The following is a 15389-nucleotide window of genomic DNA, read 5'->3' as shown; positions in this document are numbered from 1 at the left end:
GCCGCTGTTACTCGCGACCCACGCCGTGGCCCAAGGACAGAACGCCCCTCGGTGTGAGGCCACGCCCCCGCTTCCGCGACGGCCTCGCGGGTACTCGGTGGCGAGCGGCGGTGACGGACACTGTCGCGCACCGAGCGAGGGAGCGTCTCATGGCTCAGGGCGTACGCGACATGATGACCGGCGCACCCGTGACGGTCGGACCGCTCGCTTCGGTCGGCGCGGCGAAGCCCAATCGATAGAGGGCATGCCATGGCCCGATCCAACGACGAGGTCGCCGCGCTGTTCCAGGAATACGCGGACCTGATCGCGATCACCGGAGGAGACGCGTTCAAGGCACGCGTCTACGAGAAGGCCGCCCGCGCGATCGGCGGCCATCACACCGATGTCTCCACACTCGACGCCAAGGGCCTTCAGGAGATACCCAACGTTGGCAAGTCGATCGCCGAGAAGGTCGTGGAGTACTTCCGCAGCGGCCATGTGTCCGCGATCGAGGAGGCGCGGTCGAAAATCCCGGCCGGCGTCCGACGGCTGACAGCCATCCCCACGCTCGGCCCGAAGAAGGCGCTGACGCTGTACGAGGAGCTCAGCGTCTCCTCGATCGACGAACTGGTCGACGCCATCCACGCGGAGCGGCTGCGCGATCTGAAGGGCTTCGGCCCGAAGACGGAGGAGAACATCCTCCACGGCGTCGAACTCCTCCAGTCCTCCGGAGAATGGGTCCTGCTCGACGTCGCCATGGACCTCGCCGACGACATCGTCGCCGAACTGTCCCGGGTGACCGGCTGCCGGCGCTGCACCTACGCCGGGTCGCTGCGCCGCTTCCGCGAGACGATCGGCGACATCGACGTGCTCGCCGCGGCCGGGAGGTCGGCGCCCGTGATGCGGGCGTTCACCGAGCTGCCGTACGTCTCGGAGGTCATCGCGCACGGCGAGAAGAAGACGTCCGTCCGCACCACCAAGGGCCTGTCCGTCGACCTGCGCGTCGTACCGCCGGACTCCTGGGGAGCCGCGCTCCAGTACTTCACCGGTTCGAAGGCGCACAACATCCGCACCCGGGAACTGGCCGTGCACCAGGGACTCAAGCTCTCCGAGTACGGGCTGTTCGACGTCGAGAGCGGCAAGAAGATCGTCTCCGAGACCGAGGAGGACGTGTACGCCCGCCTCGGCCTGCCCTGGATCCCGCCCACGCTGCGGGAGGACCGCGGGGAGATCGAGGCCGGGCTGCACGACGAACTGCCCGACCTGGTGAGGGAGAAGGACATCCGGGGCGACCTGCACACCCACACCGACCTGACCGACGGCCTCGCCCCTCTGGAGGAGATGGTCGCCGCGGCCGCCGAGCGCGGCTACGCCTACTACGCGATCACCGACCACGGACCGAACTTGTACATGCAGCGGATGACCGACGAGCGGATGCTGTCCCAGCGCGAGCGCGTGCGGGAACTCGACGGCACCTACAGCAAGCACGGCAGGCGGCGCGGCCTGCGGCTGCTGCACGGGGCGGAACTGAACATCGACCCCGACGGGGGCGTGGACTGGCCGGAGGAGTTCCTCGCCGGCTTCGACCTGTGCGTGGCCTCGGTGCACTCGCACTTCAACCAGGGCCGCAAGGCGCTGACCCGCCGCATCGTCCGAGCCTGCGAGAACCCGTACGTGAACATCATCGGCCATCCCACCACCCGCATCATCGGCAAGCGGCCGGGTCTCGATGCCGACCTCGACGAGATCTTCGCCGCCTGCGCGCGCACCGGCACGGCCCTGGAGATCAACGCCCATCCGGACCGGCTCGACCTGTCCGACGAGCACATCCTGCGGGCCAGGCGGCACGGGGTGAAGTTCGCCGTGGACAGCGACGCGCACTCCACCGTCCATCTGGCCAACATGCGCTACGGCGTGGGGACGGCACAGCGCGGCTGGCTCACCATCGACGACGTGATCAACACCTGGCCTCAGGCACGGCTGCGACGCTTCCTGCGCAAGGGGCGGCCCGCCGCCTGACCTCGGCGGTGACACAGTCCGACGAGGGAAGAGGACGAACGGCGCACCGCGCGATGAGCGGTGCCTATCAAACTGATGCCACGTCAATTTCTCTCAGTGCGCCGGGAGTTGTGGCGACCTTCGGCCCTCTCTTCCGGTCCTGGTCGACGCTCGACACGGCCCCTCCGTTCCGCGTCCGCCGATCGACCGTCGCACCGTGCCGCGAATGTCCGAGATGTTGAAAGAGTTACTTACTGTGGGTTATGTGAAAATTTGCGCCTCCTGTGTCCATATGGTGATCTGGGTTACGAAGGCTGTTTGGCAAACCCAGAGGAGATGGTCGTATGCCTTCCACGGACAAGGCGATCGAGGAACTCACCGGGATCCAGAGCGTCGACATCGAGGCGGCACTCGACCCCGCCGAGCCTGACGGCGTCTACCGTGACAGTCGCGAATGCGCCGCATTGGCGCTGCTCTCCGCAGACACCAAGCTGCTGCTGTCACCGCCGACCCCCCGCCCCAAGAAGGGTTGAGCGAGCCGACGGGAGTAACTGAATGGAGCAGTCAGGCACTTCGGCCCTCTTGCAGGGCGCGGTGCAGGACCTCTCGTCCGACGTGGTCTCCGCCCTCCGGGGCGGAGACCACGTGCGAGTGGCCGGCACCGGCGCGGTGGACGGCCTTGCGGGAGGCCTCGCCGTCGCAGCCGTACGCGTGTTGGGAGCAGACCTGCTGCTGCCGCACATTCTCTCCCGCACTCCGGCCGCTCCGGAGGCACTCACTGTGTTCCGGCAGACGGTGGAGGCCTTCCCGCCTCGCGCCGACGCGGCCCCCATCGTCGTGTGGAGCCACTGGGCCATGAGCCGCACGCTGCGTCGGCTCGATGCGCCCCAGGCCGGCTCACCCGCAGGTGACGAAGGTGCGGAACCCGAGGCCGGCTGGCTCGACGAGGCGACTTGGCCGTTCCTGACCCACCAACTCGCCGTCCTGGCGCCTCTCGCGGTGCCCGGAGAGGACTGCGCGGTGGCCCGCGTGGCCCGGAGCCGCCCGGTCGATCTCGCCCGGGGCTTCGTACGGGCGGTGCGCCGCAGGGACTGGCAGCAGGCCGCCGGAGCCGGACGCTGGCTGACCCTGCTGGACGGGGTGCCGGACACCCTCGGACTGGAGACCGGGCTGGACTTCGTGGAGCTGATGGGCGGCAGCGACCCGCGTGTTGCCCTGCAGGTGGAGGCGGCACGGGCGATGCGGTGGACCGGAGCGTTCGTATGACCGCTGTGGACGTCCGCAAGATCCGGGAGGTGGAGGCCGCCGCGCTCGCCTGGGTGTCCGCGCGTCGCGGCGACTTCGCGCTGGCGGACGACGCGCTCACCGCCGACGGCCAGGTCGACCGCACGTGGAAACCGCTCGGGGAACTGGCCCAGACATGCGCGAGCATGCGTCGGCACACCGCGCCGTCGGACCCGCTGCACGCGTGCGTGTCCGACCTGTTGGGGTTCGCCTGGCAGCAGACGGGCCGGGGCGAGCTGTTCCTGCGACTCCAACGGCTGGAGCCCTTCGCGACGTATCCGCTGGAGGTGTACTCCGTCTTCGCCGCCGCCGGGCTGCGGCATGCCGGGTACGAGGCCGCCGCCGCCACGGTGGCCCGCACCCGCGGCTGGCGGCTCACCGAGCAGGAACCGACCCGCCGGCTCGGCATTCTGAGCGCCGAGCGTCGCAGCGGCATCCACCGGCCGGAGCAGACCGCGCAGGCACTGCGCCGCACCTGGCTGGGCGGACTGCCGGAACCATGGACGTTCGAGCGCTCCTCCGGGTACGCGCTCACCCACGTCGTCTTCCACCTCACCGACTGGGGCCGCACCGCCCAGGGCGTCCCCGCGGACCTGGCCGCCTACCTGGCCGACTGGCTGCCGCCGTGGCTCGACACCTGCCTGGACGCAGGGATGTGGGACCTCAGCTGCGAACTGCTGGTCGTGGCCGCGAGCCTTCCCTGTCCACCTGATCCGGCGACGCTGCAGGACGCCTGGACCCGGATCGCGCGGGCGCAGCACGGCTCGGGCGCGCTCCCGGTGGAGGACCCTCCCATCGAGGAGGACGCCGCAGCCGACCCCGAGCGGGACTTCCTCCACTGCTATCACTCCACCCTGATGGCCGCCTTCGCGGCGGCACTGACCGTCAAGCGCCTCACCGGCGGCACCGACGAGGACGGCCGCGACAGCCGTGGGCCGCACGCGGCCGATATGCAGAGCCGGTACGGCGAACAGGGAGTTCCCGGATGACCGATACCCGTCTGATACACACCGTCGGTGTCCGTGCCCTGGAGTGGCTGTGGGCCCATCGCGACGGATTCCGCCTGGAACCCGACGTCGATCCGGACGTGGGCTTCCTGGAGCGCTTCAAACCGGTCGGCGAACTGGCCCTGATTTGCCGGGTCCTGTTCCGCGAGGGAGTGGCCGGATCCCGACAGGCCGACCTGGCGCGTCGGCTGGTGGACCACACCTGGCGGCACACCCTGGACGGCGGCCGCATGCTGGTACGCGGCCAGCGCGTCGAGCCGCTCTCGCCCATCCCGTTCGAGGTGTACCTCCCCTACAAGGAGCTGGGGTACAGCGAGCCCGATGTCGAGCGTGCCACCGTTCTCTACCACCGGCTGAACAGCTGGGCGGCCCTCGAGCTCGACCCGACCCGACGCCTCGGGATGTCCGCGTTCCAGCGCCGCTTCGGCCTCACGCCCCGTCCGCCCGAGGCGGACCTCGTCGGCGCGACCTGGCTGGCCCGCACGCCCGAGCCCTGGACGGTCTCCGGGCACATCGCCTACGACCTCACCCACACGGTGTTCCACCTCACCGACTGGGGAGAGCGCCCCGACGGCCTGCCACCGGACATCGCCGACTACCTCACCATGTGGCTGCCCGTGTGGATCGACGACTGGCTGGACCTGAAGCGCTGGGACCTGCTCGGCGAACTCCTCGTCGTCGACGCCTGCTTGCCCCGCCCCACCCTCGACGAGCGGGCCTGGGAAGGCTTCGCCGCCGCGCAGCAGCCCGACGGCGCCATGCCCGCCGTGCGGACCATGCCCGAGGGCGAGCCCGACGAGGTGTTCGACACCGTCTACCACCCGACGCTGGTCGCCGCCTTCGCCTCCGTACTGGCCACCTCCCGCGCGCTGACCCAGCTCGCGCACGCCCCCTCATGACCGGCCGGAGCGCGCGCTGGCCGGGCGACCCGCACGATGCGGAGGACTTCCGGGCGGGCGACCGGCTGGGCACCGACGACGCCCGTGTGCCCGGCGGCCCCTCGGCGGCCACCGGCACGGACGGCGAGGAACTGCATCAGCGGCTGCAGGCGGCCGTGGACGCCGCCGACGCACCCGACGTCGTCTTCGCCGTCTCCCGGCACGGCCGCCGCACGATCCACTGCGGAGGCACCGCCCCGCCCCCGCCGACCCCCCGTCAGGACCTGCGCTACGAACTCGGGTCGGCCTCGAAGACGCTCACCGGACTGCTGCTGACCCAGCTGATCCGGCGCGGCCTGCTGTCCGGGGGCGAGCCGGCCACCGCCTGCCTGGACCCGGCCCGGCGAACCGACGCGGCTCCGGTGACGCTCGCCCACCTCATCACCCACACGTCCGGACTGCCCACGCTGCCGACCGGCTTCTTCGTCCGGGGACTGCCCGCCTGGCGCACCAACCCCTATGCCCGCTACCCGGCCGCGCGCGTCATCGACGCTTTCCTGCGGCATCGCCCGAGGCACCGGCCCGGCACCCGGTGGCGGTACTCCAACTTCGGGGTCTCCGTGCTCGGTCACGCCGTCGCGGCGGCGACCGGCACGGCGTGGGAGGACCTGCTCACCGATCACGTCCTGCGTCCGCTCGCCCTGAGCGACATAGCCCTGCGGGCCCGGGGCCCGCACACCGACGCCGTGGGACACGGCAAGGACGGCAGCACGCCCGTCCCCGCCTTCGACGCCGGCGGCTTCCAGGCGGCGGGTGCGGTCCGGGCCACCCCGCACGACCTGCTCACCTTCCTCGAAGCCCACCTCGACCCGTCCGGCTCACCCTTGGCCGGTGCGCTGCGGTCGGTCCGTACGCCGGTGCTCCGACGTGGTCTGGGGCACCGGCACGTGCACACCGTGGCCTGGTTCCGGCACCCCACCGGCGCCGGGCCGATGTACTTCCACGGCGGGGCCACCCTCGGTCAGCAGGCGTTCCTGGGCTTCCGGCCCGACACCGGCACGGCCCTGGCCGCGCTGTGCACCCGTCGCTTCCGCGCCCATGACCCGTTCGTCGCCACCGCGTACGCGCTTCTCGCGGAGGAGTAGGGAAGAACGGGAGCGGCCGGTGCGGGAGCGGCGCCCCCGCACCGGAAGAGCCGTACGACTTACACCCGCTGCCACAGGGCCGGGGTGCCGTTCGGCAACCACGCGCCCTGCGCCTGGTGGGTCTGCAGGCACCGATAGCGCACACCCGCGTGGGTCACCGTGGCCCCGACCGCGTAGACGCGACCGGTGGCCCATGCGCCCGCCGCGACGTTGCCCTGCGAAGCGGGCGGGTTGGTCCCGCCGGACGCGGTCTTCAGGACGAGACCGAAGTCGCTGAGAATCGGGTTGACCGGCTGGTAGTAGGTGGTCCCGCCGTTCGTGCAGTCACCCGAGCCGCCGGAGGTGACGCCCTGCGCCTGGGCGCCGGAGACGTACGGGCCACCGGAGTCGCCCGGTTCGGCGCACACCGTTGTCTGGGTCACGCCGTCGACGGTGCCCTCGGAGTAGCTGACACTCGTGTCGTGCTGCTCGATGGTGCCGCAGTGCCATCCGGTGGTCGAGCCCGAGCGGCAGATCGACGCCCCGACGAGCGCCTCGGCCGAACCGGCGAGCTGCGCCCGCTGGCCGCCCTCCCCCTTGACGTCGGACGTGGCGGTCCAGTCGTTGTTGACGCCCACCCACGACATGTCCTTGCCGGGGAACGTGGACGCCTGGAACGTGCCCTGGTCGGCCATGTTGAAGCCCGCGGTGCTCGAACCGGGCTTGCCGCAGTGGCCCGCGCTGGCGAAGCCCTGCTGCTGGCCCTTGGTGACGGCGAAGCCGACGGAGCAGCGAGCGGTGCCGTTGATGTAGTAGGCGTCACCGCCGACGATGTCGTCCAGCAGCCGGGGCCGGTTCGCCGACACCCGGACAGCCACGCCCCGGCCCTGGACGCCTGCGGCCTTGATGAAGGCGGTGGCGGCTGACTGCTTCGTCGCTTGGACGACGACCCGGTTCGTCGGCACGTCGACGTACCAGACCGGTGTGTTACGGGTTTTGACGCGGCCGGCGGCCGCGTCCAGCTTCTTCTTGACGGCCTGGAGGGTGCTCAACGGCGTCTTGACGACCGTGGCCTTCGCGCCCTGGGCCCGGATGGCGGGCACGTCCGCCGCGTGGGTGGTGGCGACGGTGAGCTCGGCGGAGGTCGCCCCGCGCACCCAGGCTCCGGCGAAGTGCCCGCCCAGAGTGTTCTTGAGGCGGCCCGCACGGGTGCCCGCCTCGGCCTCGTTGACCAACCGGGTGACCGCCTGCTTCTGCGTCAGCTTCAGGTCGCGTGCCATCGCGCGCAGAACCTGAGCCGACGGTTTGTCGGCGCCGAGTGTCTGGGCGGCGGAGGGCGAGGGCCCTGGCGCGGGTGGCGGCTCGGCCGCCGCGGCCGTGGGAATCCCGGTGAGGACGAGGGTGCCGAGTGCGGTCAGGGCGACGCGGCGCCTGCCCGCGGCATGTCTGCCGACCATGCGGTGTACCTCCTTCTGAGTACGGGTGAGACTGTGGCGATGCCATAGGCGGCCTAGCCGGAAAAGCCCGACGCGATGTCAAATATGAAGACATTCCGCGCTTTGGGGGACGACGGGCGTGTCATGTGCAGTACGCGACGGGCGCCGCCGCCGAGGAGGTGCCTGGGCGACTCAGGCCGGTTTCAGGCCCGGGGCGCCCGCCTCGGAGACGAAGGAGGCGGCGGTGGTGATGGGAGCACCGGGCTTGGTGACGGCCGAGACGGTCCTGAAGTCGGCGCGGGCCGTCTGCCGTCCGAGTTCGACCCGGAGGTAGCCGCGCTTGCCGTTGTAGAACTTCAGGTGGGGGTTGGCCCGCATGTAGGTGTCCCAGTTGGCGGGCTTCTCGACGCCGTCCCTGCCGCTGGCGACGGAGGTGCAGGTGAACTCCGTGCCCAGGGTCTTGGACCGCGGGTCGTCGAAGTCGTCCTTGATGTCGAAGGCGTACCCGACGTGGACGTCACCGGTGAGGATCATCCAGTTGTCGACGCCGGCCGCCTTCGCTCCCGCGACGATCCGGTTGCGGGAGGCGCGGTAGCCGTCCCAGGCATCCATGGAGACCTTCGCCTGCGCGTTCACGTCGAACTTACGCTGCGAGAAGCACACCTGCTGCGGCGTCACGTTCCACACCGCGGTGGAGGCCCGCCATCCGTCGATCAGCCAGCGTTCCTGCGCGTTGCCGGTCATGGTGCGCGCCGGATCGTCGGACTCGGGCCCGGGGACGTGCGGTGTGTCGCCGTAGGCCTGGTCGGAGCGGTACTGGCGGGTGTCGAGGATGTCGAACTGGGCGAGCGTGCCCCAGTGGAACCGGCGGTACAGCCGCGCGTCGGGGCCCTGGGGCCGCTGCGCGGTGCGCAGCGGCTGGTTCTCCCAGTACGCGCGGTAGGCGGCGGCGCGCCGTAGCAGGAACTGCTCGGGCGGTTCGGCGTTCTCGCTGTGGTCGTCCGCGTAGTTGTTCTCGGTCTCGTGGTCGTCCCAGGCGACGACGAACGGGTGGGCGGCATGGACGGCACGCAGATCCGGGTCGCTCTTGTAGAGCGCGTAGCGCATCCGGTAGTCCGCCAGCGTCAGCGTCTCGCGGTTGAACACGTCGGGCAGGGTGCCGGCGGCGTACTGGCGGGCTCCTCCCGCGGAGTCCACGGCGTACTCGTACAGGTAGTCGCCGAGGTGGAACACCACGTCGACGTCCTCCTGCGCAAGGTGCCGGTGCACGGTGTAGTAGCCGTCCTGGTAGGCCTGGCAGGCGACGGCGGCGAGCTTCAGGCTCGTGGGGGCGGTGTCCTCGGCGGGTGCGGTGCGGGTACGTCCCATGGGGCTGATCCACGGACCGGTCCGGAACCGGTAGAAGTACGAGGTGCCCGGGTCGAGGCCTTTGACGTCGACGTGCACGCTGTGGCCGTACTCGGGATAGGCGACGGTGGTGCCCCGTTGCACGACGAGGACGAACCACTCGTCCATGGCCACCTCCCACTCGACGAGGACACGCTGCTCGCCCAGGCCGCCGTCCGCCTCGAACGGCTCCGGCGCGAGCCGGGTCCACAGCACCACCGAGTCCGGCAGCGGATCCCCGGAGGCGACACCGAGGGTGAACGGGTCGGTGGGGATCCGCGCCGCGCCGCGCACCGGAGCGGCGACCGCGCCCCGGGCCGGCAGGTTCGTGGCGAAGGCGAGGGCGGCCGCCGCCGCGGTGACGGTCAGGAAGCGGCGGCGGGCGATGTGCGGGGCGGCGGTGCGCAGAACGGCGTCGTGCGAGGAGAAGGCATGCTCGGACGGCGGTCTGTGACGGCACGTCAGCGCCATCTGGTGTCCTCTCGTACGGGGTAGGCGGATCGACGGGCGAGCCGCACGACGAGCGAGTCGCCCTCGGGCAGTCGCCCCCGCGCATGCCGACAGCGAGCCCTGGACGGCAGGCGCGGTCCGCGCCCCTGGGCGGTTGTGTGGCGACACCGTTCCCCGGGGCGCGGAGCCTGCATGCTAAGCAGACAAAATGCACAAAACCGGCACGCCTTGCGGAGTGTTCACACAAGAGGCGGTACGGGAGCGACTGTCCGCACGAAGGATCGCCGGTTCGACGCCGGGGTTGGGCCCTGCAGACGCCGCCCTTGAGGCGACCTGCCTGCCTTCGACGTCACGGCCGGTGCGGGGGAGAGGTGTCGTCGTCCTAGGTACGGGGATCACATCCGCCGCTCCAGCAATCGGATTGCCCTATCCACTTTCAGCGGTACTGTGGCCATGGTGAATCGGAAGGGCCTATCTGGATCGCGAATTGGATAGGCCTATCCGAATGGGTTCCGGCCGTACGGCCCACGCCGCAGAGGCGCCGCCGCCGACACCGACACCGTCGGCACGGCCGCGCCCCGTCGCCCGATCCGCCGTGTCCCCAATGACGTTTCTACGAAAGGAAAGCCGTGACCCGCATGTCGTTCGCCGACGCGGCACGCACGTGCCTCACCGCCAAGTACGCCACGTTCTCCGGTCGCGCCCGGCGCGCGGAGTACTGGTGGTTCTCGCTGCCTTACGTGAGCGCCGCCGTCGTGCTCGTCGGGATCAGCTTCGCGATCAACGTCCCGCTGCTGAGCGTCCTCCTGCTGCCGCTCCTCGTGCCCATGCTGAGCGTCTCCGTCCGCCGGTTGCACGACACCGGCAAGTCCGGCCGGACGATGCTCATCGCCCTGATCCCGGTCGTCGGCCCGATCGTCTACCTCGTGGGCATGACGGTGGACGGCGCCCCAGGCGCCAACCAGTACGGCCCTCCACCCAAGGCCGGCGGCCACCCCGTCGACTGAATCGGTCATGCACTGCGACGGTACGGCCGCCGCCTTCGTCGGATCAGCACGAGGTGGCGGGCCTCGTCGGCGGCCGGCTCCCGTGGGTCGGCTCAGCCGTGCCAGGCGCGCCGGGCACGGAAGGATCCGCCGGACGAACTCGAGGAATCTTCCCAAGCGACAATCCGCCGCTCACGTGTTGGCTGTGTCCTTCGGCGCGGTCGACGTGGACGATGCTCGGGCGTCGACCATCCAGCAGGCCGCGGTGAAGCGGACTTCCGTGCCCTGCACAAAGGTGTCGAAGGCGGCGCGGACTGTTTCGACGACCTGTGCGCGGGTCTGCTCGTCCACCTCGGGCAGGACGAGGCCGACTGGACCGAGCCGGGTGAAGTAAGGGACCAGTTCCCTTTCGGGCAGGGTGCAGGCCACGTCGATCGGTTGGACGTCGATCCCGGCCCACCCGCTCTCCGTCAGGATGCGCTCGATCCTGTCCGGGTCCGCGAAGGCGAACTGGCCCGGCTCGTCCGGCCGGCGGGCAGGGAGGTTCGGCAGGATCGGTGCCGCGGCGCGTTCGGCCGTCGTCATGAACGGATTCTCCGCAGGGCCGCGCCACGTGATGAACCGGAGCCCGGCCCCGTCCCTCGCGGCACTCCGCAGATTCGCGAACGCTCGGACGGAGTCGTTGAAGAACATGACTCCGAAGCGCGAGATGACGGCGTCGAAGGTGGCGGGTTCGAACGCGTGCTCCTGTGCGTCGGCGTGGATGAAGGACGCCGGTGTGCCCTCCCGCTCGGCGCGCGCCCGGGCGGCGGTGATCATCGGTTCGGAAATGTCGATGCCGACGCAGCGGCCCGCCGAACCGAGCCGCCGTGCGACGGCCAGCGTCGTGCTACCGGTGCCGCAGCCGACATCGAGCACCTGGCCCCCGTGCACGGAGGACACCGCTTCGACGAGTAGACCTTCAAAGGGCCTCAGTACATCGTCCAACACCGCCTGCGCCTCGACCCAGGCGTGGCCGGCGGTCCCGCTCCAACGTGCCGCCTGTTCATCATCGGTCCTGCGCGTGACGTCCATGTTCGTCTCCTGATGCTTGCCTTCATCGAGCCTAGGTGAAAGCGTGTTACTTCAAGTCGACTTGAGGTCAAGAGGATGACAGACCTGGACATCGCCGAGGTGGCGCGCCGCGCCGGGGTTCCCGCCTCGACGCTGCGCTTCTACGAGGAAAAGGGGCTGATCGCCTCGATCGGCAGGCGAGGCCTGCGCCGTCAGTACGATCCCGGGGTACTGGAGCGCCTGGCGCTGATCGCGGTGGGGCGCACGGCCGGGTTCTCGCTCGATGAGATCGCGCGCATGTTCGCGCCGGACGGACAGCCGCGCATCGACCGGCAGCTGCTTGTGGCCAAGGCGGAGGAACTGGACAGGAGGATCCGCGAACTGGGCGTCCTGCGTGACTCCTTGCGACACGCCGCTGCCTGCCCCGCGCCGAGCCACATGGAATGCTCCACCTTCCGCCGCCTTCTCAAGGTCGTGGCGTCCGGCGCTGTTGTCCTGCCGAGGAAGCGGCCCCCGGGGCCACCGTGAAACCCGTTCCTGGCGGCTGAGGGTGGTGTGTGTAGCCGGCAGCCAGAGCCAAGCGGACGGGTGCGTGGACCTTGTGGCAGGCGGGTCGAGCGATCACGATGCAGGGGCGGTCGGCTCGACGAGCAGGGCCCACAGCACAGCCAACTGCCCCGGCACGGCACCCACAGGAGCTCTCTTGACGTACGAGATCGCCGCCCTCCGCTCCCAGTTCCCGGCGCTGGGCGCCGGAACCGCCCACTTCGACGGCCCCGGCGGTACCCAGACCCCGCAACCCGTCATCCGGGCCATCGCCGACGCGTTGGCACAGCCCCTGTCCAACCGGGGTCAAGGGACACCGGGGGAGCGCAACGCCGAGACCATCGTCGCCAAGACCCGTCAGGCCCTGGCCGACCTTCTGGGAGCGCACCCGACAGGGATCGTCTTCGGCCGCAGCGCCACCCAACTCGCCTACGACTTCTCCCGCACCCTCGCCAAGACCTGGTCACCCGGGGACGAGGTGGTCGTCACCCACCTCGACCACGACGCCAACATCCGCCCCTGGATCCAAGCCGCCGCCCAGGCCGGTGCCACTGTGCGCTGGGCAGACTTCGACCCCGCCACCGGAGAACTGACCGCCGACGACATCCGCGCCGTTCTGTCCCCGCGTACCCGGCTGGTCGCTGTCACCGCCGCCTCCAATCTGATCGGAACGCGTCCCCCGATCGCCGAGATATCCCGCCTGGCGCACGACGCCGGAGCGCTCGTCTACGTCGACGGTGTCCACTACACCGCCCACACGCTGGTCGACGTGGAGCAACTCGACGCGGACTTCTTCGTGTGCTCCCCGTACAAGTTCCTCGGCCCTCACCACGGAGTCCTCGCCGCCCGGCCGGAATTGCTGGACGCACTGCAGCCGGACAAGCTTCTGCCCTCCACCGACGTGGTCCCGGAACGTTTCGAACTGGGCACGCTGCCCTACGAGTTCCTCCCGGGCACCGGAGCGGCGGTCGATTTCCTCGCCGGTCTCGACACGGATGCCACAGGAACACGACGACAGCGCCTTGCCTCGGCCTTCACGGCACTCGAAGCACACGAGCAGGTCCTGCGCACCCACATGGACAAGGGTCTGTCCTCACTGCCGGGAGTCCAGGTCCACTCGAAGGCGGCCGACCGCACTCCTACCGTGTTGCTCACGTTCGAGGACCGCTCGTCGACGGAGGCATACCGCTTCCTCGCGGAGCGCGGCGTCCACGCGCCGTCGGGGTCGTTCTACGCCGTCGAGGCCTCCCGCCGACTCGGCCTCGGCGACACCGGCGGCCTCCGCGTCGGCCTCGCCCCCTACAACAACATGGATGACGTCGAACGGCTCCTGTCGGGGTTGGCTGAGTTCCTGACGCCCTGAGGGGGCAGGAAATTGGAGAGCAGTCCGTCAGGCCCGCGAGTGGGTGCCCGGAGTGTGGCCGAAGGTGCGCCGGAAGACGTCGATGAACGCGCTGGCGGACGACCAGCCACACAGGTGCGCGACCGCGGTCACTGGTGTGTTGTCGGCCAGCAGGACCAGCGCGTGGTGGAGCCGCAACTGGGTACGCCACTGCGGGAAGGTCATGCCGAGTTCGCTGCGGAACAGCCGGGACAGAGTGCGGTCGCTCGTCCCGATCTCATGGCCCAGTTCGGCGAGGGTGCGGCTGTCGGCCGGATCGGTGCGCAGGATGTCGCACAGCGTCCGTAGCAGGGGCGTTGTGGGCGTGGGCAGGTGCAGTGGCTGCTGGGGCGAGGCTCGCAGTTGGTCGAGCAACACCGCGCGTAGCCGGGCCCGTTCGGGGCTGTTGTCGTCCTGGGCGCCTGCGTAGGCGACGATCAATTCGCGCAGCAGCGGGCCTACGGCGAGCACGGTCGGTGTCTCCAGGGCGAGCGGGTTCTCGGTCGCCGGCAGCCCCACCAGGTGCAGTTCCAGCTCACCGTGGGCCTGGTGGGCGTGCACGGTGCCGGCGGGTACCCAGATGGCACGGGTGCCCGGGGCAACCCAGGAGCCTGCGTCAGTGGTGACGGCCAGCACTCCGCGGCCGGCGTAGACGATCTGGTGGTCGTCGTGGCGGTGGGCATCGATCGCGGCCCCGGGTGCCAGCGACCGGGTGCGGGTCGGGGCGACCGGCTCATGGCGGATCTGCGTCATCATCTGGCAGATTATCGGAAGTGCGACACGGCCCCCGGCGCGGACGATGACGGGGTGCGAAAGAATGCATCGATCACACTGTTGTCGGTAGGCCACGCCTGCGTCGACATCTACCAGGGCGCCGTGGCATCGCTGGTGCCGTTCTTCGTCGCCGAGCGCGCCTACAGCTATGCCGCTGTCTCGGGCATCGTGCTCGCCGCCTCCCTGCTGTCGTCGGTGGCGCAACCGGTGTTCGGTGTGCTCACCGACCGCTGGGCGATGCCCTGGCTGCTCCCGGTCAGCACGCTGCTGGGCGGCCTGGGCATCGCGCTGAGCGGGGTGAGCGGCTCCTACGCACTGACCCTCGTGTTCGTGGCGGTGTCCGGGGTAGGCGTGGCTGCCTATCACCCTGAGTCCGCGCGGGTCGCCCGGCTCGCCAGTCGGGGCAGCCACAGTGCGATGGGCTGGTTCTCGCTGGGCGGCAACCTCGGCTTCGCGGCGGCCCCGCTCATGGTCGCTGCCGTTGTCGCCACCGGGGGTCTGCGCCTGACGCCGCTGCTCGTGTTGCCGGCACTCGTCGGTGCCGTGCTGTGCCTGCCCGCGCTACGTGCGCTGGAGAAGCGCCGGTCCGCCGGGGCCGGTACGGCGGAGACGGCCGCGGCCGCGGACGACACGGCATCGTTCGTGAAACTGTCGCTGGCTGTGGTCTGTCGGTCGATCGTCTTCATCGGCTTGAGCACCTTCATCTCGCTGTTCGCCAAGGAGCGCGTGGACGGCAGCACGGCGGCGGGCACCGCGGCGCTGTTCGTGCTCTACCTCGGCGGCGCGGCGGGTTCCGTACTGGGCGGCATGCTGGCCAACCGCTGGGACCGGGTCACCGTTTCACGCTGGTCGTACCTGCTCACGGCGGGTTCAGTCGCGGGCGTGGTTTTCGTACCGGGCCCGGCTCTGTACCTGTTCGTGGCGCTGACCTCGGCCGGCCTGTACGTCCCGTTCTCGCTGCAGGTCACGCTCGGCCAGGACTACCTGCCCTCGCGCGTCGGCACCGCAAGCGGGATCACACTCGGTCTGACCGTCAGCGTCGGTGGCCTGATGAGTCCTCTCATCGGCAGCGTCGCCGACAAGACATCTCTGCAAACAGCCCTGGCG

Annotated in this window: 14 protein-coding genes; 10 read left to right on the top strand and 4 right to left on the bottom strand. The window is 70.3% G+C overall.

From position 1 onward, the window contains the following. Positions 1–249: 249 nt before the first annotated feature. From polX to GAS53_RS11835, 6 genes are all read left to right on the top strand, one after another. Positions 250–1998, top strand: a complete 1749-nt coding sequence (gene polX / locus GAS53_RS11860) for a DNA polymerase/3'-5' exonuclease PolX (RefSeq protein WP_151477461.1) — start codon at positions 250–252, stop codon at positions 1996–1998. 323 nt (positions 1999–2321) lie between these two features. Next, entirely contained in the window at positions 2322–2510 is a 189-nt protein-coding gene (locus tag GAS53_RS11855; RefSeq protein ID WP_151477460.1) for a hypothetical protein, read from the top strand. Between the two features lie 22 nt (positions 2511–2532). Beyond that, positions 2533–3243, top strand: a complete 711-nt coding sequence (locus GAS53_RS11850; protein ID WP_151477459.1) for a hypothetical protein — start codon at positions 2533–2535, stop codon at positions 3241–3243. Next, positions 3240–4250 carry a DUF6895 family protein gene (locus tag GAS53_RS11845; protein WP_151477458.1) on the top strand — a complete coding sequence of 337 codons (1011 nt, stop codon included), beginning with the start codon at positions 3240–3242 and terminating at the stop codon, positions 4248–4250. The genes GAS53_RS11850 and GAS53_RS11845 overlap by 4 nt, the downstream gene beginning before the upstream one ends. Further along, positions 4247–5167: a DUF6895 family protein gene (locus tag GAS53_RS11840; protein ID WP_151477457.1), complete on the top strand. Its 921-nt coding sequence runs from the start codon at positions 4247–4249 to the stop codon at positions 5165–5167. The genes GAS53_RS11845 and GAS53_RS11840 overlap by 4 nt, the downstream gene beginning before the upstream one ends. After that, positions 5164–6291 carry a serine hydrolase domain-containing protein gene (locus GAS53_RS11835; protein WP_151477456.1) on the top strand — a complete coding sequence of 376 codons (1128 nt, stop codon included), beginning with the start codon at positions 5164–5166 and terminating at the stop codon, positions 6289–6291. Before GAS53_RS11840 ends, GAS53_RS11835 begins: the two co-directional genes overlap by 4 nt. A 59-nt stretch (positions 6292–6350) precedes the next feature. On the opposite strand, the gene GAS53_RS11830 is transcribed toward GAS53_RS11835, so the two are convergent. Beyond that, positions 6351–7727 carry an alpha-lytic protease prodomain-containing protein gene (locus GAS53_RS11830; protein WP_151477455.1) on the bottom strand — a complete coding sequence of 459 codons (1377 nt, stop codon included), beginning with the start codon at positions 7725–7727 and terminating at the stop codon, positions 6351–6353. A gap of 171 nt (positions 7728–7898) precedes the next feature. After that, the gene (locus tag GAS53_RS11825) at positions 7899–9563 is read right to left on the bottom strand and encodes an alkaline phosphatase D family protein (RefSeq protein WP_151477454.1); all 1665 of its coding nucleotides are present in this window, start codon (positions 9561–9563) and stop codon (positions 7899–7901) included. 617 nt (positions 9564–10180) lie between these two features. Here GAS53_RS11825 and GAS53_RS11820 point away from each other — a divergent pair. Continuing rightward, positions 10181–10549 (top strand): DUF805 domain-containing protein, encoded by a 369-nt coding sequence (locus GAS53_RS11820; RefSeq protein ID WP_151477501.1) that lies wholly within the window; start codon positions 10181–10183, stop codon positions 10547–10549. A gap of 171 nt (positions 10550–10720) precedes the next feature. On the opposite strand, the gene GAS53_RS11815 is transcribed toward GAS53_RS11820, so the two are convergent. After that, complete coding sequence (locus GAS53_RS11815) at positions 10721–11602, bottom strand: class I SAM-dependent methyltransferase (protein WP_151477453.1); 882 nt, start codon at positions 11600–11602, stop codon at positions 10721–10723. A gap of 75 nt (positions 11603–11677) precedes the next feature. Here GAS53_RS11815 and GAS53_RS11810 point away from each other — a divergent pair, with 75 nt between their 5' ends. After that, positions 11678–12109 carry a helix-turn-helix domain-containing protein gene (locus GAS53_RS11810; protein WP_151477452.1) on the top strand — a complete coding sequence of 144 codons (432 nt, stop codon included), beginning with the start codon at positions 11678–11680 and terminating at the stop codon, positions 12107–12109. Between the two features lie 175 nt (positions 12110–12284). Beyond that, on the top strand, positions 12285–13490 hold the full coding sequence (locus GAS53_RS11805) for a cysteine desulfurase-like protein (protein ID WP_151477451.1): 1206 nt from the start codon (positions 12285–12287) through the stop codon (positions 13488–13490). 27 nt (positions 13491–13517) lie between these two features. Here the strand turns inward: GAS53_RS11805 and GAS53_RS11800 are convergent, their stop codons facing one another. Then, complete coding sequence (locus GAS53_RS11800; protein ID WP_151477500.1) at positions 13518–14261, bottom strand: AraC family transcriptional regulator; 744 nt, start codon at positions 14259–14261, stop codon at positions 13518–13520. A gap of 54 nt (positions 14262–14315) precedes the next feature. Between GAS53_RS11800 and GAS53_RS11795 the strand changes: the two genes are divergently transcribed. Next, a partial coding sequence (locus GAS53_RS11795; protein ID WP_151477499.1) for an MFS transporter occupies positions 14316–15389 on the top strand: 1074 nt, incomplete at its 3' end.

The sequence above is a fragment of the Streptomyces albicerus genome (assembly GCF_008905045.1).
In the GTDB taxonomy this organism is placed as follows: domain Bacteria; phylum Actinomycetota; class Actinomycetes; order Streptomycetales; family Streptomycetaceae; genus Streptomyces; species Streptomyces albicerus.
This window is presented reverse-complemented; position numbering and strand designations above follow the sequence as displayed.

What these genes read in the sequence shown, in the direction of transcription:
- GAS53_RS11850 (WP_151477459.1), top strand. Translation starts at nt 2,533, where the DNA reads ATGGAGCAGTCAGGCACTTCGGCCCTCTTGCAGGGCGCGGTGCAGGAC.
- GAS53_RS11840 (WP_151477457.1), top strand. Translation starts at nt 4,247, where the DNA reads ATGACCGATACCCGTCTGATACACACCGTCGGTGTCCGTGCCCTGGAG.
- GAS53_RS11825 (WP_151477454.1), bottom strand. Translation starts at nt 9,563, where the DNA reads ATGGCGCTGACGTGCCGTCACAGACCGCCGTCCGAGCATGCCTTCTCC.
- GAS53_RS11830 (WP_151477455.1), bottom strand. Translation starts at nt 7,727, where the DNA reads ATGGTCGGCAGACATGCCGCGGGCAGGCGCCGCGTCGCCCTGACCGCA.
- GAS53_RS11810 (WP_151477452.1), top strand. Translation starts at nt 11,678, where the DNA reads ATGACAGACCTGGACATCGCCGAGGTGGCGCGCCGCGCCGGGGTTCCC.
- GAS53_RS11845 (WP_151477458.1), top strand. Translation starts at nt 3,240, where the DNA reads ATGACCGCTGTGGACGTCCGCAAGATCCGGGAGGTGGAGGCCGCCGCG.
- GAS53_RS11820 (WP_151477501.1), top strand. Translation starts at nt 10,181, where the DNA reads ATGTCGTTCGCCGACGCGGCACGCACGTGCCTCACCGCCAAGTACGCC.
- GAS53_RS11815 (WP_151477453.1), bottom strand. Translation starts at nt 11,602, where the DNA reads ATGGACGTCACGCGCAGGACCGATGATGAACAGGCGGCACGTTGGAGC.
- polX (WP_151477461.1), top strand. Translation starts at nt 250, where the DNA reads ATGGCCCGATCCAACGACGAGGTCGCCGCGCTGTTCCAGGAATACGCG.
- GAS53_RS11835 (WP_151477456.1), top strand. Translation starts at nt 5,164, where the DNA reads ATGACCGGCCGGAGCGCGCGCTGGCCGGGCGACCCGCACGATGCGGAG.
- GAS53_RS11855 (WP_151477460.1), top strand. Translation starts at nt 2,322, where the DNA reads ATGCCTTCCACGGACAAGGCGATCGAGGAACTCACCGGGATCCAGAGC.
- GAS53_RS11800 (WP_151477500.1), bottom strand. Translation starts at nt 14,261, where the DNA reads ATGACGCAGATCCGCCATGAGCCGGTCGCCCCGACCCGCACCCGGTCG.